The following is a 16,547-nucleotide window of genomic DNA, read 5'->3' as shown; positions in this document are numbered from 1 at the left end:
CCAGAGTTATTTCATGGGTCTGATATTTTATTTCACACTGATGTTCTGCCTGTCTAGCTCTGATCTGGACGCAGAGCAGGAGGGGATGATGGCCCGCAAGGAAATTTTCGCAGTGGCCCAGATGGGGCCGGTCCATCTGGCCGACACCAAGGCGCAGGTGGTGGCGCGGCTCATCGACATGCTGCGCGAGGCGCATGGCCGGGGCGCGCGCTGGGTGACTTTCCCGGAACTGGCGCTGACCACCTTCTTTCCGCGCTATATCTACGACACGCCGGAAGAATATGACCAATTCTTCGAAGAGGGCCTGCCGTCGCCCGCGATGCAGCCGCTCTTTGAGGTGGCGCGCGATCTCGGCGTGGGGTTTTACCTCGGCTATGCCGAAAAGACCGAAGACGCGGGCCAGACCCGCCGTTTCAACACTTCGGTGCTGGTCGGGCCGGACGGGGCGCTCTTGGGCAAATATCGCAAAATCCACCTGCCCGGCACGGTCGACCCCATCGGCGATCTGGAGTTCGAACATCTGGAAAAGCGCTATTTCGAGGTGGGCGATCTCGGCTTTCCGACCTTTGCCACGCCCTCGGGACGGTTCGGCATGTGCATCTGCAACGACCGCCGCTGGCCGGAAACCTTCCGCGTCATGGCGCTGCGCGGGGCCGAGGTGTTCATGCTGGGCTACAACACGCCGACCCGCAACATCCACCATCCCGAACCTGCCCATCTGCGCGAGTTCCACAACCGGCTGAGCCTCGAATCCGCCGCCTATCAGAATGGCGCATGGGTCATGGCGGCGGCGAAATGCGGCTCGGAAGACGGGTTTGCGATGATCGGCGGCTCGGCCATCGTGGCCCCCACCGGCGAAGTCGTGGCCCGCGCCGTCTCCGAGGAGGATGAGGTCATCAGCTACGACTGCGACCTCGATCTCGGGGCCTATATCCGCCGCTCGGTGTTCGATTTCGCGCGCCACCGCCGCATCGAACATTACGGGCCGATCACAGACCAAACAGGCGTCGAGGTGCCCTCATGACCTTCTCTCTGGCCGGGCGTGACCCGGAAACCGGCGACATCGGCTTTGCCGTGGCCACCTCTTCGGTCTGTGTCGGCGCCCGGGTTGGCGCGCTGGCCGAGGGCGTCGTCGTGCTCTCGCAGGCCCGCACCGATCCGCGGCTGCATCAGGTCGGGCTGCGCGCTTGGGAACAAAGCGCAAGCGCCGAGACCACGCTTGCCGCCATGCAGGACGCCGCCACCGCGCTGCATTGGCGACAGCTCGGCGTGCTGCCCGCGCAAGGCACGCCGCTGCATCACACCGGGGCCTCCTGTCTCGGGGCCTGCGGCGGGGTCACCGGGGATCACGCGCTGGCGCTGGGCAATTTCTTGGGCTCCGACGCGGTGCTTCCGGCCATGATCGCCGGGTTCGAGGCGGCCAAGGGGCACCTGTCAGAGCGGCTCATGGCGGGCATGCTCGCGGGCGAGGCGGCGGGCAGCGAACGCGACCCGCTGCAATCGGCCTCTGTCGTGGTGCTGGGGGCCGAGGCGCTCAAGGATGTCGATCTGCGCATCGACGATTCCACCGATCCGCTGGCCGATCTCTACCGGTTGCTCGAGGCCTGGCTGCCCAAGGCCCCGGCCTATCGGCTGCGCGCGCTCGACCCCGATTCCGCGCCGCTGTCGAGCACGATCGAGCATCCCGACCGGGCCTGAGCCGCCTCACAGCACGAGGACCAGCGACAGAACCCCCATCGCGGCGAGGCTCAGCGCCCAAAAGAGATCGAGGTTGAGCCAACCGCGCGACAGGACTTCGAGCCCGATCCAGCGATAGACGCCCCAGGCCAGCGCCCCACCGGCAAGCGTCATGCAGAGCGTATGGGCCAGCGCCACCCAAAGCGCGGTGCCGATCGAGCTGCCCATCAGCGCCCCGGCGGCGGCATGGCCCGGCTCTGCCCCGGCCAGATCGCAGAGCCCGAGATAGATCGGCACCAGCATCAGCCCCGCCCCATGCGCCAGCGCCACGAGAAACGACCACAGCGCGAGGCGCGAGGGCGGCACCCGCGCGAGAAAACGCGGATGCCGCCGGTTGATCAACAGATAGGCCCCGGCCAGGATGAGCAAGAGCGCCGCCCCGATCTGGATCTCGCGCTGCCATGCGACGAGCGTCACGAGGGCCGAAAAGGGCAAGAGCATTGCCAGCATCGCCAGCAGATGCCCGACGGCCAGCGCCAGACAGGCGCGCCACAGGCTCTGTGCCCGGCGCTCCATCAAGGCGGCGGACACCGCCAGCGGCCAGCCCATGCCGGGATTGATCCCGTGATAGAGCCCCGAGGCCGCCACCGCCGCCCAGAGCGCCGCCGCGCTGTCCATCCCTGCCGCCACTCAGGCCCGTCCCGGCACGGTCAGACCGAGGGGTAGCAGAAGCTGTCGGTGGAACAATCGCCCCCCTCGAGACGGATCTGATGGCTGCGATAGCCCTTGGGGAAGTCGACCCAAAAATCCTCGGCCAGGGTTAGCCCGCCGGTCTCGCCCACTTCCGCCATGACCATCGCCGCGCCCCGGTCGCCGGGATAGAATTGATCGTCCCAGGTGGAATAGAGCGAGTTGGTCCAATAGACCCGTTTGCCGTCGCGGCTGATCTCGACCATCTGCGGCCCATAGCCGAAATCGCGGCCATTCGGGTGTTTTGTGCGGCTGACGATGCCGCCCAGCTCCACCTTGCCGGCGAGCTCGGGCTTCATCGGGTCGGTGACGTCATATTGCAGCATCTCGCCGGTGCCCCAGCAGGAGACATAGAGGAACCGGTCATTAAGGCTCAGGTCGATATCGGTGACCAGCGGCGGCACCGCCTCGAACCCTTTGAGAAGATCGGGCAGATCCTCGGCTTTGGCCGGTTGCGGCGGGATCGTCGCGGTTTTCTTGGCCTCGAATGTGCCGTCCTTGTTGCGCCACCAGGTCCAGATCGACCCTTCGAGATTGGTCGTGTCCACCACCACACCGCAAAACCCGTACTCCTTCACCGGGTCATGGGCGGGCCTGATCTCGAGCGCCATCTGGTGGTTTTCACCAAGATCGATGGTCTGGATATTCCGGCGGCCGCGCAGATCCCAGAAATGGATGCTATGGCCGTATTTGTTCGACAGCAGGTCCTCGGGGACGAGGCCGTTTTCGAATTGCGGCGGGATGCCCCATTCGGAACTGACCATGTAATTGCGCGGCAGGTTCCACCAGAAATCGTAATGCTTGTCCTGCAGGCCGCGATCCATCTCATAGCGGCCGATGATGTCGAAGGTTTCGCAATCCATGATGAAGATGCCCGGCGGGCCATCGGTGCCATCCTTGCCACCGCCGCCCAGCGTGCTGACATAGATGCCTTCCGGGCCGCAATGGATCGTATGCGGGCGGGAATAGCCGGTCTTGGCAAAGACCTCTTCCGGCTCGATGATCTTGTGGATCTTCGCTTTGCGCGGCTCTTTCACATCCACCACATAGATGCGGCTCGACCGGATGCCCGGGATGATCAGATAGCGCCGTTCGAGAAAGGCATGGCCCGAGAGCGGCGACAGGGCCGAGGAACAGGCGTTCCAGCCGAAATGGTGAAACTCGTCGCCGGTGTTGGGCATGATCACCTGATGCACGATCTGGCTATAGGTCTTGGAGCTCGGGTCGACATCGACAATCGCCAGCCCGTCGGGCTGTGATCCATCGGGGCTCAGCATCAGGGTAAAGGCCAGCTTTTCCGGGGGCGCCTGCATGGCGAGTTTCGGGCTGGCGTGAAAGCTGGGGTCGGGCCGTAGAGTCATGGTCAAATCCTTTCTAGAGAAGGGGTCACGCACTGCTTCGATCTGGCCGTCTGTCCTCGGAGCCTGCCACAAGGGGCGATTCTAAGCAAATTCCGGCGGTGTCAGAGCGGTCTCGCGCTTGGGCGCCACGTCCCATGGTCCTCTGCTCCGGCGAGGCGGGGCAGGGCGGTCCTGCGGGTCTTTGCGATTGCCGCGCTGCGGCGTGAAATATCCGTTGATTTTTTCACGGACCCGAGTCATCGTGAAATTCGATACGTTAATTTCACGGATGTGATAGCCCATGCAGCAGACCGACATCACCCGCAGCCAGACCCTCGGTGCCGATCTGCGCGCCCTGCGCAAGGCGCGCGGTGTGACGCTCGCGGCGCTGGCTGATGCGCTGGGTCGGTCGGTCGGCTGGCTAAGCCAGGTCGAACGTGATCTCTCCGAGCCCTCGATCAGCGACCTGCGCAAGATGGCGGATGTGCTCGGCGTGCCGATCTCCATGCTTTTCGGTCAGGCCATGGCCCCGGCCGAAGAGGCGGGCCATGTGGTGCGGCGCGGCGCGCGGCGGCAGATCGGCTCGGGCGAGGGTGGCCTGCGCGAAGAACTTCTGTCCCCCGATCTCACCGATGATTTCGAAATGGTGCATTCCACCTTCGCCCCGCACAGCCGCGCGGGCGAGACGATCCAGCGCGCCACGCAAGAGGTCGGTGTCATCATCTCGGGCAAGCTCGACCTGATGATCGAAGGCCGCCTCTACACCGTCGGGCCGGGCGACAGTTTCCGCATTCGTGGCGAGGCCCATGAATGGATCAACCCTTACGACGAACCGGCGGTGGCGATCTGGGTCATCGCCCCCCCGGTCTACTGAGGCCCCGCGATGAGCTGGTCCGACTGGAGCGTCTTTGCCCTTTTCTGGGTGGTGTTCGTCACCACGCCGGGGCCCAATGCCGTCAATTGCATCACCAACGGGATGCAGCTCGGCTTTCGCCGGAGCCTCTGGGGCGTGCTGGCCATCCTGACGCAGGCGAGCGTCTTTCTGCTCGGCTCGGCGGCGGGGGTGACGGCGCTCATCCTTGCCTCGCCTTCCGCCTTTCAGGCGTTGCAGATCCTCGGCGCGCTGGTGCTGATCGGGCTCGGCATCCGGGGCTGGATCATGGCCTCGCGCCCGGTGCCCACGGTGACCGACACCGAGGCCGCGCAGCCCGCCCGCGCCATCTATATGAAGGCGCTGGCCATCGCCACGATCAACCCCAAGAGCGTCGCGGGCTATCTCGCCGCCTTCAGCCAGTTCGTCGCCCCCGACGTGCCCATGGCCGAGCAGCTCTGGGTCATCTTCCCCACCGCGCTCAGCCTCACAGCGCTGAGCTATATGGGCTATACCGCGCTTGGCGCGGGGCTGGGCCGGGCGGCGCTTGGCGCGGTGTTCAACCGCTGGCTGCGGCGCGGGCTGGCCGCCTGTTTCATCCTCTACGGCCTGCTTCTGGGCAGCGCCGCCCTGCCGGGGCGGGGGGCATGATGCGCGCCACCTGCCTCTGTGGCGCGGTGCGGTTCACGAGCCCCGCGCTCGAAGATCCGCTGGCCTGCCATTGCCGCGAATGCCGTCAGCAATCGGGTCATTATTTCGCCGCCGGGCGCGCCCGCTGGGACGCGCTCCTGTTCGAGGCCGACGCCGGGCTGCGCTGGTACCGGGCGAGCGATAGCGCCAGCCGGGGCTTTTGCGGGCAATGCGGCGCGACGCTCTTTTGGCGCGGCGACGACAGCCCCTATGTCCGCGTCGCCCTCGGGGCGCTCGACGGGCCGACCGGGCTGCGCCTCGGCCGCCATGTCTGGACCGACGAGGCGGGCGATTACTACGCGATTGCCGATGATCTGCCACAGGAGGGCGAGGGATGAGCACGACAGGCCACAGCGGACGCTGCCTCTGCGGAGCGGTAAGGTTTCACACCCAGGCCACCCCCAAGGGCGCCTCGGTCTGCCATTGCAGCCAGTGCCGCAAGCAATCGGGCCATCTCTGGGCCTCGGCCTATGTGCCGCGCGACGCGCTCGACATCACGGGCGAGGTCACATGGTACGCCTCGAGCGAGGCGGCGCATCGCGGCTTCTGCGCCACTTGCGGGTCCAATCTCTTCTGGGCTGCTCATGAAGAGGACACGATGAGCTTTGCGCTCGGCGCGCTCGATGGCCCGACCGGGCTCCGGCTCGAGAAACACATCTTCACCGCGGACAAGGGCGATTACTACGACATCGCCGACGATCTGCCGCAGAAGGCCTGAGATCATGTGGGACATACTGACAGGGTTTGATCCGGCGCTGCTCTGGGCCTTTGTCGGGGCGGGGCTTCTGCTCAACCTGACGCCGGGGGCGGATTTCATGTTCGTCTCGGCCAGCGGCATCGCAGGCGGGCCGCGCGCCGGCATGGCGGCGGCGATTGGCATCTCGTTTGGCATCGCGCTGCATCTGATCCTTGCGGCGGCGGGGGTCTCGGCGATGCTGGCGGCCTGGCCCGCCGCCTATGATGCGATCCGCTATATCGGCGCGGCCTATCTCGTCTTTCTGGCGGTGCAGGCCTGGCGTCACGCGGGCGAAGTGGCTCAAACCGATGCCGCGCGCCGCGCGCACCGGGCGATCTGGCGCGGCTTTGTCACCAATGTGCTGAACCCCAAGACCGCGCTCTTCATCTTTGCCTTCATCCCGCAGTTCACCGATCCCGTCCTCGGCCCGGTCTGGGCGCAGATCCTGATCCTCGGCGCGATCTTTATGGGGGTGGGGCTTCTCTTCTCGCTGACGCTCGGCGCGGCGGCGGGGGCCTTTGCACATGTTTTGCGCCGCCGGGCGCGGGCTTTGGGCCGGATCTCGGCGGTGATGTTCGGCGGGCTGGCGGCCCGTCTGGTCTGGGACTGAGCGCCCGGACCGACCCGAATGCGGCCACGGCAGGGACTGCCAAGGCCCAGTAGTTGAAAACACCCCCCGCGCGACGGGGCGACACAGGAGAAAGACATGGCAGATCTGCCGAAAAAAGCGAAAGTGGTCATCATCGGGGGTGGCGTCATCGGCTGTTCCTCGCTCTATCATCTGGCCAAGAAGGGCTGGACCGACTGCGTTCTGCTGGAAAAGAACGAGTTGACCGCAGGCTCGACCTGGCACGCGGCGGGCAACGTGCCGACCTTCTCGACGAGCTGGGGCATCATGAACATGCAGCGCTACTCGACCGAGCTCTACAGCCGCTTGGGCGAAGAGGTCGACTATCCGATGAACTACCATCAGACCGGCTCGATCCGGCTGGCCCACACCCGCGAGCGGATGCAGGAATTCGAACGCGCCGCCTCCATGGGCCGCTATCAGGGCATCAAGATGGAGATGTGGACCCCGGAAGAGGCCAAGGAACGCTATCCCTTCATGGAGACCCATGATCTCGCGGGCGTGCTCTATGACCCGACCGATGGCGACATCGATCCGGCACAGGTGACCCAGGCGCTGGCCAAGGGCGCGCGCGACATGGGCGCCAAGATCATCCGCTTCTGCCCCGCCACCGGCGTCACGCAGGAAAAGGACGGCAGCTGGATCGTCCACACCGAACAGGGCGACATCGCCTGTGACTATGTGGTGAACGCCGCGGGTTATTACGCCCAGCGCGTCGGCGAATGGTTCAAGCCCTATGGCGGGCGCACCGTGCCGATGATGGTGATGAGCCATCAATATCTTCTGTCCGAAGAGGTGCCCGAGGTCGAAGCCTGGACCAAGGAAAACGGCGGCAAGCTGCCGCTGATCCGTGACGTGGACGTATCCTATTACCTGCGTCAGGAAAAGCACGGGTTCAACCTCGGCCCCTACGAGCCGAACTGCCGCGCCCATTGGACCGATGACAGCGACCCGATGCCCGATGATTTCAGCTTTCAGCTCTGGTCCGACGATCTCGACCGGATCGAGGATATCGTCACCGACGCGATGGAGCGGGTGCCGCTGCTGGGTCAGTCGGGGATTTCCCGGGTCATCAACGGCCCGATCCCCTATGCGCCCGACGGGCTGCCGCTGATCGGGCCGATGCCCGGCGTCAAGAACGCGTTCGAGGCCTGTGTCTTTACCTTCGGCATCGCCCAGGGCGGCGGCGCGGGCAAGGTGCTGGCGGAATGGATCGTCGATGGCGCGACCGAATGGGACATGTGGGCGGTCGATCCGCGCCGCTACACCGATTACACCGATCACGATTACTGTGTGAAAAAGGGGATGGAGGTCTATGGCAACGAATATGCCATGCATTTCCCCCATCACGAATGGCCCGCCGCGCGCGACAAGAAACTCAGCCCCGTGCATGACAAGGTCAAGGCGCTGGGCGGTGTCATGGGCGCCTATAACGGCTGGGAACGGGCCAATTGGTACGCCAAGCCGGGCGACGATACCTCGCTCGAGGCGACGCATACCTGGGGCCGCTCCGGCCCGTGGGAGGCGCGGGTCCGCGAAGAATGCGAAGCGGTGCGTGATGCCTGTGGCGTGCTCGACCTGCCGGGCTTCTCGCGCTTCCGCATCCAGGGCGCGGGCGCCGATGAATGGCTGCGCGGTTTCGTGACCGGCGGTCTGCCCAAGGTGGGCCGGATCAACCTCGTCTATGTCGCCGACACGCGCGGCCGCATCGTGACCGAGTTCAGCTGCATCCGTCTCGACGAGGATGATTTCGTGCTGATCACCGCCGCCACCGCGCAATGGCATGATGGCGACCTGATCCGCAACGCGGTGCCCGAAGGCGTCACCGTTTCGGAGACCACCCGCGACCGCGATGCGCTGCTGCTCGCCGGTCCCAAGAGCCGCGATCTGCTGGCGCCGCTCACCGATGCCGATCTCTCGGCCGGTTGGCTCACCCATCAGCATTGCACCGTGGCGGGCAAACCTGCCTTCCTGATCCGGGTGAGCTTTACCGGTGAACTCGGCTGGGAGGTGCATGCCGCCAATGAGGACATGCCCGCGATCTTTGACGCGATCATCGAGGCCGGGGCCAAACCCTTTGGCATGTACGCGCTCAACAGCCTGCGCATCGAAAAGGGCTACCGCGCGTGGAAGGGCGATCTCTCGACCGATTACACCCTGCTCGAAGGTGGGCTCGAGCGCTTCGTCAAACTCGACAAGCCGCAGGACTTCACCGGCAAGGCGGCGCTTCTGGCCGAGAAACAGCAAGGCCGCAAGAAGGGCTTTGTGACGCTCAAGGTCGATGCTGGCGAGGCCGATGCGCCCTATATGTCGCCGCTCTGGCACAAGGGCGAGATCGTCGGCGAAACCACCAGCGGCGCCTGGGGCTACCGCGTCGGCCATTCGGTCGCGCTTGGCATGGTGCGCGCCGATCTGACGGTGCCGGGGACCGAGCTCGAGGTGGAAATCTACGGCGAGAAACGCCCCGCCACCGTGCAAGAGGATCAGCCGATGTGGGACCCCGAAAACGCCCGCATCCGCGCCTGATCCGCACCCCTTGAACATGACACGGCCCGGTGCATTACCCGGGCCGTGTTGCGTTTCAGGCTTTAGAAAATCGCGCCGGGCAGCCAGGTCGCCAGCGCGGGCCAGGCCCAGACCAGCGCGATGCCGAGGATCTGCAACCCGATAAAGGGCATCACCCCGGCATAGATATGCCCCGTCGTGACCTCCTTCGGCGCCGCCCCCCGCAGATAGAACAGCGAAAAGCCAAAGGGCGGCGTCAGGAACGAGGTCTGCAAATTGATCGCGATCAGAATGCCGAGCCAGATCGGATCATGCCCCATCACGATGAGCGTCGGCATCACCAAGGGCAGCACGATCACCGAAATCTCGATGAAATCGAGGAAACAGCCAAGGATGAACACAAAGATCATCACAAAGATGAGCGCCCCGGTCGGCCCCCCCGGCAGGTTGCCGAGAATGGCCGCCACCCGGTCCTCACCGCCAAGCCCGATGAAGACGAGCGAAAACACCCCGGCCGCAAGGATCGTGGCAAAGATCATCGCGGTCATGGTGAGGGTCGATTCCACCGCCGCATGCACCACTTTCTCGCGCATCGCCCCGCGCAGCGCCGCGAGGATGCCGATCGCGCCCGCGATGGTCAGCAGGATGTAGAACCCGCCGAGCGCCATCTGCCCGCCGTCGAGATCGCTGCGCTGCAACCTGACCGGAAAGATCCCCACCAGCACCGCCAGCACCACCAGCGCCAGAATGCCAAAGCCGATGAGCCGCGGCGCATAGCCAAGCCGCAGCCCGGTCATCAACAGCGCGCCAATGCCGCCCACCGAGGCGGCCTCGGTCGGCGTGGCAATGCCGCCAAGGATCGCGCCCAGCACCGCGAGGATGAGCGCAATCGGCGGCACCACCGCGCGCAGCACCTCGGCCCGCTCCGGGCGCGGCAGATCGGCGGCGGCAGGCGGCATGTCCTGCGGCCGGATCATCCCGCGGATCAGGATATAGAGAAGATAGAGAAGCACCAGCGCCAGCCCCGGCCCCATGGCGGCGGCAAAGAACTGGCCGACCGACAGCGCCTCGACCGAAAACTTGCCCTGCTCATATTGCGCCTGCTGAAAGGCGTTGGACATCACATCGGCCAGGATGATGAGAAGGGTCGACGGCGGGATGATTTGGCCGAGCGTGCCGGCGGTGCAGACGATGCCACTCGCCACCCGCGGATCATAGCCCGAGCGCAGCATCGTCGGCAGGGCGATCATCCCCATCGCCACCACGGTGGCGCCGACAATCCCGGTCGAGGCCGCCAAAAGCGCGCCGACCAGAACCACGGAAATGCCGAGACCGCCGCGCAGCTGGCCAAAAAGCCGCCCCATCGTGTCGAGAAGATCCTCGGCAATCCGGCTCTTCTCCAACACCGCCCCCATCAGCACAAACAGAGGAATGGCGATCAGCACCTCATTGCTGATGAGCCCGAACACCCGCTGCCCAAGCGCGCCCAAGAGAGAAATATCCATCGCCCCGGTGGCCCAGCCGAGAAAGGCAAAGCCCACCGCCACGCCCGCAATGCTGAAGGACACCGGATAGCCGGTGAGGATCGCCGCCATCAACGCGGCAAACATGATCAGGTCGAGATACTCGGTCATTGGTCGGCCTCAGGGCGCAGCAGGCGCAGAATGCCCGACAGGGATTGCAGGATAAGCAGCACGCAAAAGGCCGGGATCAGGGTCTTGAGCAGGAACACCCCCTTGATGCCCCCGACGGAAATCGGCCCCTCGAAAATCGCCCAGGCGTTGCGCACCGAGGGCCAGGACCAATAGAGCAGCACCAGCATCGACGGGATCAGAAAGGCGAAATGCCCAAACAGGTCGATCCGCCGCCGGGCGCGGGGGCCGAGCTTGGAATAGAAAATATCGACCCGTACATGCCGGTCGAGCAAGAGCGTATAGCCCGCGCCCAGCATAAACAGCGTCGCATGGAGATAGAGCACGCTCTCCTGCACCGCGATGGAATTGACGCCAAAGACATAGCGCCCGACGACGATGCCGAACTGGATCAGCAGCATCACCAGCGCCAGCCAGCGGATCCCCCGACCGATGACGCGGTTGATCGCGTCGAACAGATTGGCCAGCTGTTCCATTTGCCCCCTCCCTTGATGGCAAAGCCCCGGCGCAGGGATCAACCTTGCGCCGGGGCCCTTGTCTTGTGGTCTATCAGTAGCCCATCACCGAGGCACGGGCATTCATCTGACCGTTGTCGGCATAGGTCATGTAACCCCCGATGAGATCGCGGTACGCGACAAAGCTCTCGGTGATCCGCTTGACCAGTTCGTCCTCGTCCTGACGCAGCTCGTCGATGACCTCGGCGGCGGCGACACCCATGGCGGCAATCACCTCCTCGGGGAACTTGCGGACCTGAACCTCATGCTCGTCCACCAGCGTGCGCAGCGATTGCGCGTGTTTGGTGGCATATTCGGTCCAGACCGGGTTGTAGAGGCTCTCGCAGGCAAAGCTCACCACCTGCTGCAGGTCTTCGGGCAGCTCGGCAAAGACATCGGCATTGACGCCGCATTCCTCGGCCGAGGAGGGCTCGCCGACACCGGGCCAATAGTAGTTCTTGGCAACCTGGTAATAGCCAAGCGCGCTGTCGGTCCAGGGGCCGATGAACTCGCCGGCGTCGAGCGCGCCGGTCTGCAGCGCCTGGAACATCGCCGGGCCGCTCATCGCCTGCGCCGCCATGCCGAGCTTGGAGGCCATCTCCGAGGCAAGACCCGTGGTGCGGAACTTGAGACCCTTGAGGTCTTCGACCGAATTGATCTCGGTCTTGAACCAGCCGCCCCATTGCGGGCCAGAGTTGCCGCAGAGGAAGGGCTTGATGCCGAACCGGCCATACATCTCGTCATAGAGCTCCTGACCGCCGCCATGGGTCAGCCAGCCGACCTGTTCATCGGCACGCAGGCCAAAGGGCTGCGACCCGAAAAGAAGGATGCCCTTGGATTTCGAGCCCCAATAGGCGGGCACCGCGTGATAGAGCTCGGCCGTGCCTTCCGACACCGCGTCAAAGACGCCGGGGCCGGGAACGATCTCACCGGCGGCGAAAAGCTTGACCTCGATCCGCCCGCCCGAAAGCGTGGTGATCCGGTCGGCGAGATTCTGTGCCGCGACGCCCGGCCCGGGCAGGTTCTTGGGCCATGCGGTGACCATTTTCCACTGGCGCTTGTCCTGGGCAATGGCCGGGGCGGCGAGGGCCGAGGCGGCGGTGCCGACCGCGCCCGCGGCGAGAAATTTGCGTCTGTCCATTCTGTCAGTACTCCCTGTCTGATGATCTCGGTGCCATTTGAAACAGCGACTGGACGGCATGACATGGCCGCCCGTCGCAACGCGTGACTGGATGGCCCGTATTGACATGTGCATACATAATAATGTCAACGCATTTCTGGCCACAGCCCCCCGGCAAAGGGGCTGCAGCCTTCAAATTGCACAAGAATTCAGCACTGCCGCGATACTGTCGAAATACCGACGTGTTACCGACGTGGCGATTCTCAGGTATTTTGGCCTTGGGTGAGCTGGGTCAAAATGCGGGCATAGGTCTCGGCCCCCTGCGCCCCGGTCACCAGATGTTTGCTGTCAAACACCACCGCCGGCACGCCCTGGATGCCCTGCCGCAGCCAAAACCGCTCATGTTCCCGCACGATTTCGGCAAAGCGCTGATCTTCCAAAACCGCCAGCGCCTCGTCTCGGTCGAGCCCGATTTCAGCCGCCACATCGGCCAGAACGCCCCTGTCCGACAGGTCGCGCCGATGGGTGAAATGGGCGCTGAACAGCGCCTGTTTCAGGTCATGCTTCCGCCCCATCTCGCCCGCCCAATGCAAGAGCTGATGGGCGGCAAAAGTGTTGTGCATCCGCATGTCCTCGGCAAAGCGAAACTCAAAGTCCAGATCCGCCCCGATGGCCGTCATCTGGACCCGGCTCTGCTCCGATTGCTCGGGAGAAGATCCATATTTTTCAATGATATGCTCGCGCAGGTTTTGCCCTTCCGGCGGCATCTCCGGGTTGAGCTCGAACGGGTGCCAATGGATCTTATGCCCCGTGCCGGTCGCCTCCAGCGCCGTCTGAAGCTGGCGATATCCGATGATGCACCAAGGGCACATCACGTCTGAAATGATGTCGATACGAAGCGGGGTCTCGGTCATGGTCTCTCCGATCTGCCGGGGCAGGTTTGGGGTGGCGGGCTCTGCCTCTCACATAAGCGATCGCCGCCGAGTCTCAACCGCCCATTTGAGCAATCACTCAAAATTGAGGAGGGCAAAAACGCGGTCCCGTTTCTTCTGGCCGACAAATATCCCGGGGGTCCGGGGGCTGGCCCCCGGAAGCCTTCCGAGAATCACCCTTGCATTTCCCGAGTATTTCACTCAGGTAGGGCCGTGAATGGCCTGTCACGCGGCAGGCCCCGCCACCGCAGACCGCAGGAGCCCCTCCCATGACCCGTCTCACCGCGACCACCAGTATCCTCGCCCTCAGCCTCGCCAGCGCCGCGCCCCTCTGGGCCGAAGCCCCTGAAAAGACTGAGGTTCTCAACACCTATGCCGATATCGCCGCAGCCGGCTATGGCGACAGCCTGACCACCGCCCGCGCCCTGCAAGAGGCCGTCGCGGCGCTGATCGCGGACCCGTCCGAGGCCAATCTCGCCGCCGCCCGCGCCGCCTGGATCGACGCCCGCGTGCCCTATCAGCAGACCGAGGTTTTCCGCTTTGGCAACGCCATCGTCGACGATTGGGAAGGCAAGGTGAACGCCTGGCCGCTCGACGAAGGGCTCATCGATTACGTCGATGCCTCCTATGGCGGCGCCACCGATGAAAACGGCTTTGCCGTGCTAAACGTCGTGGCCAACCCCAAATTTACCCTCTCGGGCCAAGAGGTTGACGCCAGCGATATCACCCCCGCGCTGCTCGCCGAGACGCTGCACGAGGCCGATGGCGTAGAGGCCAATGTCGCCACCGGCTATCACGCGATCGAATTCCTGCTCTGGGGGCAGGATCTCAACGGTCACGCAGCAGGCGCGGGTGATCGTCCCTGGACCGATTTCGCCTCGGGCGAGGCCTGCACCAACGGCAATTGCGACCGCCGCGCCGCCTATCTCAAGGCCGCAACCGATCTTCTGGTCTCGGATCTCGACTGGATGGCGGCACAATGGGCGAGCGACGGCGCGGCCCGCGCGACGCTTCTGTCGGATGAGGATGCCGGCATCTCGGCCATGCTGACCGGCATGGGCTCGCTCTCCTATGGCGAACAGGCGGGCGAAAGGATGCGCCTTGGCCTGATGCTCAACGACCCCGAGGAAGAGCATGACTGCTTCTCCGACAACACCCATAACAGCCATTACTACGACGGTCTCGGCGTCCAGAACGTCTATCTCGGCGCCTATACCCGCGTCGATGGCAGTAAGGTCGAAGGTCCGTCGCTCGCCGATCTGGTGGCGGCGCAGGACGCGGCGCTCGATGCCGAGATGCAGGCCAAGCTCTCGACGACCATGGATGCCCTGGGCGCGCTCAAGAGCGCCGCAGACGGCGGCTTCAGCTATGACATGATGCTCGAGCGCGGCAACGACAAAGGCGAGGCGCTCATCATGGGCGGGGTCAACGGCTTGATCGATCAGACGCGCAGCATCGAACGTGTGGTGGCCGCGCTCGGGGTCGATGGCATCGCCTTTGAGGGCTCTGACAGCCTCGACAATCCCGAGGCCGTTTTCCAATAAACGGATCCGGTGCGGCGCCCATGTGGTGCCGCGTCCTGCCAAGAACGGTTCCTGCTATGCCTAGCCTTCGCCATGCGCTGCTGATCCTTTTCGCCGTCTTGCCTGCGGGCTCAGTCGCGCAAAACACGGCAGAGCCCTTTCCTTGGGCCAAGGTGCAGGATGATCCGCATCTCTCGGTCGTGCCGCGCAGCGCATCCGAGGCCGCGCGGATCGCCAAGGTGCTGACAACACACGATGATTTCACCGCGCCGCAGCCTTTTGAAGAACTGTCGGGCGGTGCCGCCACGGTGCGCAACACGGGCGACGCCAATGCGTTTTCGCAGCCCTCCAAGACGGTGGATTTCGAGGGCGAGCTGACCTTCAAGCTCGGCAATGGGCTTTTCCGTAAACTCTGGGTTTCCTCGCCCTCGTCGACCTTGGCGTCGGACGGGCTCGGCCCGTTGTTCAACGCCCGGTCCTGTCAGCGTTGCCACCTCAAGGACGGGCGCGGCCACCCGCCAGAGAGCGCCGAAGACAGTTCTGTCTCGATGTTCCTGCGCGTCTCGGTGCCGGGCGGGCCGGAGGATGGGATCGACGAGATCGAAGGCTATCTCGCGACCCGGCCCGAGCCGACCTATGGCGGCCAGATGCAGGATTTCGGACTGCCCGGGCAACGGGCGGAGTATCGGCTCGATATCCAATATGACGAGGTGGAGGTTGCGCTGGCCGGGGGCGAGACCGCCTCGCTGCGCCGCCCAACCTATGTGGCGGCAGAGCTGGGCTATGGCCCGCTCCATCCCGACGCGATGCTAAGCCCGCGTGTCGCACCGCAGATGATCGGGCTGGGGCTGCTCGAGGCGATTCCGGCGGCGGATATCCTCGCCGGTGCCGATCCAGAGGACCGCGATGGCGATGGCATTTCTGGCCGTCCCAATATCGTCTGGTCGCGCGAGTTTGATCGCCCCATGCTTGGCCGGTTCGGGCTCAAGGCCGGGATGCCGACCATCCGCGAGCAATCGGCGGCGGCGTTTTCCGGCGATGTGGGGATCTCGAGCACGCTCTACCCGGACGCTTGGGGCGATTGCACCGAGGCGCAAGCCGATTGCCGCAGCGCCCCGCATGGCGATGGCGACATAAGGGGTGTCGAGATTGACGATGAGGCGCTCGATCTCGTGACGTTTTACAGCCGCAACCTTGGTGTGCCTGCCCGGCGCGATGTGGCGGACCCCGAGGTGCTGGCGGGCAAGCGGCTCTTTCACGAGTTGGGCTGTGCCAGTTGTCACCGACCGAGCTTTGTCACCCATCGGCTCGACGGCCAGCCCGAGCAGAGCTTTCAGCTGATCTGGCCCTATACCGATATGCTCTTGCATGACATGGGCGAGGGGCTGGCCGATCATCGGCCCGAGGCGCGGGCGACGGGGCGGGAATGGCGCACGCCGCCGCTCTGGGGGATCGGGTTGACCGAGCAGGTCTCGGGGCATAGCTATTTTCTGCATGACGGGCGGGCGCGGTCGCTTCTCGAGGCGGTGCTGTGGCATGGCGGCGAGGCCGAGGCCCAGCGCGATGCGGTCATTGCCCTGCCACAAGATGAGCGCGCCGCGCTGATCCGCTTTCTGGAGAGTTTGTGAT

General features: G+C 64.8%; 16 protein-coding genes. 10 read left to right on the top strand and 6 right to left on the bottom strand.

What is annotated here, in order from left to right; all coding sequences use genetic code 11:
* Positions 1-13: 13 nt before the first annotated feature.
* Complete coding sequence (locus tag ISM_RS04385; RefSeq protein WP_009812911.1) at positions 14-1,024, top strand: N-carbamoyl-D-amino-acid hydrolase; 1,011 nt, start codon at positions 14-16, stop codon at positions 1,022-1,024.
* Positions 1,021-1,698: a DUF1028 domain-containing protein gene (locus ISM_RS04380; RefSeq protein ID WP_009812910.1), complete on the top strand. Its 678-nt coding sequence runs from the start codon at positions 1,021-1,023 to the stop codon at positions 1,696-1,698. Before ISM_RS04385 ends, ISM_RS04380 begins: the two co-directional genes overlap by 4 nt.
* Positions 1,699-1,704: 6 nt before the next feature.
* On the opposite strand, the gene ISM_RS04375 is transcribed toward ISM_RS04380, so the two are convergent.
* Complete coding sequence (locus ISM_RS04375) at positions 1,705-2,355, bottom strand: hypothetical protein (RefSeq protein ID WP_009812909.1); 651 nt, start codon at positions 2,353-2,355, stop codon at positions 1,705-1,707.
* 32 nt (positions 2,356-2,387) lie between these two features.
* Positions 2,388-3,788: a selenium-binding protein SBP56-related protein gene (locus ISM_RS04370; RefSeq protein ID WP_040617847.1), complete on the bottom strand. Its 1,401-nt coding sequence runs from the start codon at positions 3,786-3,788 to the stop codon at positions 2,388-2,390.
* A 280-nt stretch (positions 3,789-4,068) separates the two neighbouring features.
* Between ISM_RS04370 and ISM_RS04365 the strand changes: the two genes are divergently transcribed.
* The 6 genes from ISM_RS04365 (at position 4,069) to ISM_RS04340 (ending at position 9,218) form a co-directional block, all read left to right on the top strand.
* Entirely contained in the window at positions 4,069-4,641 is a 573-nt protein-coding gene (locus ISM_RS04365) for a helix-turn-helix domain-containing protein (RefSeq protein ID WP_009812907.1), read from the top strand.
* Positions 4,642-4,650: 9 nt separating this feature from the next.
* The gene (locus ISM_RS04360; protein WP_009812906.1) at positions 4,651-5,289 is read left to right on the top strand and encodes a LysE family translocator; all 639 of its coding nucleotides are present in this window, start codon (positions 4,651-4,653) and stop codon (positions 5,287-5,289) included.
* Entirely contained in the window at positions 5,286-5,666 is a 381-nt protein-coding gene (locus ISM_RS04355) for a GFA family protein (protein WP_009812905.1), read from the top strand. Before ISM_RS04360 ends, ISM_RS04355 begins: the two co-directional genes overlap by 4 nt.
* The gene (locus ISM_RS04350) at positions 5,663-6,046 is read left to right on the top strand and encodes a GFA family protein (RefSeq protein WP_009812904.1); all 384 of its coding nucleotides are present in this window, start codon (positions 5,663-5,665) and stop codon (positions 6,044-6,046) included. The genes ISM_RS04355 and ISM_RS04350 overlap by 4 nt, the downstream gene beginning before the upstream one ends.
* Before the next feature lie 4 nt (positions 6,047-6,050).
* Positions 6,051-6,674, top strand: coding sequence for a LysE family translocator (locus ISM_RS04345; protein WP_009812903.1), 624 nt, complete (start codon positions 6,051-6,053; stop codon positions 6,672-6,674).
* Positions 6,675-6,770: 96 nt separating this feature from the next.
* Positions 6,771-9,218: a GcvT family protein gene (locus tag ISM_RS04340; RefSeq protein ID WP_009812902.1), complete on the top strand. Its 2,448-nt coding sequence runs from the start codon at positions 6,771-6,773 to the stop codon at positions 9,216-9,218.
* Between the two features lie 62 nt (positions 9,219-9,280).
* On the opposite strand, the gene ISM_RS04335 is transcribed toward ISM_RS04340, so the two are convergent.
* From ISM_RS04335 to ISM_RS04320, 4 genes are all read right to left on the bottom strand, one after another.
* Positions 9,281-10,831: a TRAP transporter large permease gene (locus ISM_RS04335; protein ID WP_009812901.1), complete on the bottom strand. Its 1,551-nt coding sequence runs from the start codon at positions 10,829-10,831 to the stop codon at positions 9,281-9,283.
* Entirely contained in the window at positions 10,828-11,325 is a 498-nt protein-coding gene (locus ISM_RS04330) for a TRAP transporter small permease subunit (RefSeq protein ID WP_009812900.1), read from the bottom strand. Before ISM_RS04330 ends, ISM_RS04335 begins: the two co-directional genes overlap by 4 nt.
* Before the next feature lie 73 nt (positions 11,326-11,398).
* Positions 11,399-12,484, bottom strand: a complete 1,086-nt coding sequence (locus ISM_RS04325; RefSeq protein ID WP_009812899.1) for a TRAP transporter substrate-binding protein — start codon at positions 12,482-12,484, stop codon at positions 11,399-11,401.
* A 242-nt stretch (positions 12,485-12,726) separates the two neighbouring features.
* A complete protein-coding gene (locus ISM_RS04320) occupies positions 12,727-13,377 on the bottom strand; it encodes a DsbA family oxidoreductase (RefSeq protein ID WP_040617846.1) in 651 nt (216 codons plus the stop codon).
* Positions 13,378-13,664: 287 nt separating this feature from the next.
* On the opposite strand from ISM_RS04320, the gene ISM_RS04315 reads away from it, so the two are divergent.
* Together ISM_RS04315 and ISM_RS04310 are read left to right on the top strand one after the other, a co-directional pair.
* Positions 13,665-14,939 (top strand): imelysin family protein, encoded by a 1,275-nt coding sequence (locus tag ISM_RS04315; RefSeq protein WP_009812897.1) that lies wholly within the window; start codon positions 13,665-13,667, stop codon positions 14,937-14,939.
* A gap of 56 nt (positions 14,940-14,995) precedes the next feature.
* Positions 14,996-16,546, top strand: coding sequence for a di-heme oxidoreductase family protein (locus tag ISM_RS04310; RefSeq protein ID WP_009812896.1), 1,551 nt, complete (start codon positions 14,996-14,998; stop codon positions 16,544-16,546).
* Position 16,547 lies beyond the last annotated feature (1 nt).

The sequence above is a fragment of the Roseovarius nubinhibens ISM genome, from assembly GCF_000152625.1.
GTDB classification, from domain to species: domain Bacteria; phylum Pseudomonadota; class Alphaproteobacteria; order Rhodobacterales; family Rhodobacteraceae; genus Roseovarius; species Roseovarius nubinhibens.
The sequence above is the reverse complement of the archived record's forward strand: the minus strand, read 5'-3'. Positions and strand labels throughout refer to the sequence as shown.

What these genes read in the sequence shown, in the direction of transcription:
- ISM_RS04350 (WP_009812904.1), top strand. Translation starts at nt 5,663, where the DNA reads ATGAGCACGACAGGCCACAGCGGACGCTGCCTCTGCGGAGCGGTAAGG.
- ISM_RS04330 (WP_009812900.1), bottom strand. Translation starts at nt 11,325, where the DNA reads ATGGAACAGCTGGCCAATCTGTTCGACGCGATCAACCGCGTCATCGGT.
- ISM_RS04340 (WP_009812902.1), top strand. Translation starts at nt 6,771, where the DNA reads ATGGCAGATCTGCCGAAAAAAGCGAAAGTGGTCATCATCGGGGGTGGC.
- ISM_RS04320 (WP_040617846.1), bottom strand. Translation starts at nt 13,377, where the DNA reads ATGACCGAGACCCCGCTTCGTATCGACATCATTTCAGACGTGATGTGC.
- ISM_RS04365 (WP_009812907.1), top strand. Translation starts at nt 4,069, where the DNA reads ATGCAGCAGACCGACATCACCCGCAGCCAGACCCTCGGTGCCGATCTG.
- ISM_RS04360 (WP_009812906.1), top strand. Translation starts at nt 4,651, where the DNA reads ATGAGCTGGTCCGACTGGAGCGTCTTTGCCCTTTTCTGGGTGGTGTTC.
- ISM_RS04375 (WP_009812909.1), bottom strand. Translation starts at nt 2,355, where the DNA reads ATGGACAGCGCGGCGGCGCTCTGGGCGGCGGTGGCGGCCTCGGGGCTC.
- ISM_RS04370 (WP_040617847.1), bottom strand. Translation starts at nt 3,788, where the DNA reads ATGACTCTACGGCCCGACCCCAGCTTTCACGCCAGCCCGAAACTCGCC.
- ISM_RS04335 (WP_009812901.1), bottom strand. Translation starts at nt 10,831, where the DNA reads ATGACCGAGTATCTCGACCTGATCATGTTTGCCGCGTTGATGGCGGCG.
- ISM_RS04345 (WP_009812903.1), top strand. Translation starts at nt 6,051, where the DNA reads ATGTGGGACATACTGACAGGGTTTGATCCGGCGCTGCTCTGGGCCTTT.
- ISM_RS04325 (WP_009812899.1), bottom strand. Translation starts at nt 12,484, where the DNA reads ATGGACAGACGCAAATTTCTCGCCGCGGGCGCGGTCGGCACCGCCGCC.
- ISM_RS04385 (WP_009812911.1), top strand. Translation starts at nt 14, where the DNA reads ATGGGTCTGATATTTTATTTCACACTGATGTTCTGCCTGTCTAGCTCT.
- ISM_RS04310 (WP_009812896.1), top strand. Translation starts at nt 14,996, where the DNA reads ATGCCTAGCCTTCGCCATGCGCTGCTGATCCTTTTCGCCGTCTTGCCT.
- ISM_RS04380 (WP_009812910.1), top strand. Translation starts at nt 1,021, where the DNA reads ATGACCTTCTCTCTGGCCGGGCGTGACCCGGAAACCGGCGACATCGGC.
- ISM_RS04315 (WP_009812897.1), top strand. Translation starts at nt 13,665, where the DNA reads ATGACCCGTCTCACCGCGACCACCAGTATCCTCGCCCTCAGCCTCGCC.
- ISM_RS04355 (WP_009812905.1), top strand. Translation starts at nt 5,286, where the DNA reads ATGATGCGCGCCACCTGCCTCTGTGGCGCGGTGCGGTTCACGAGCCCC.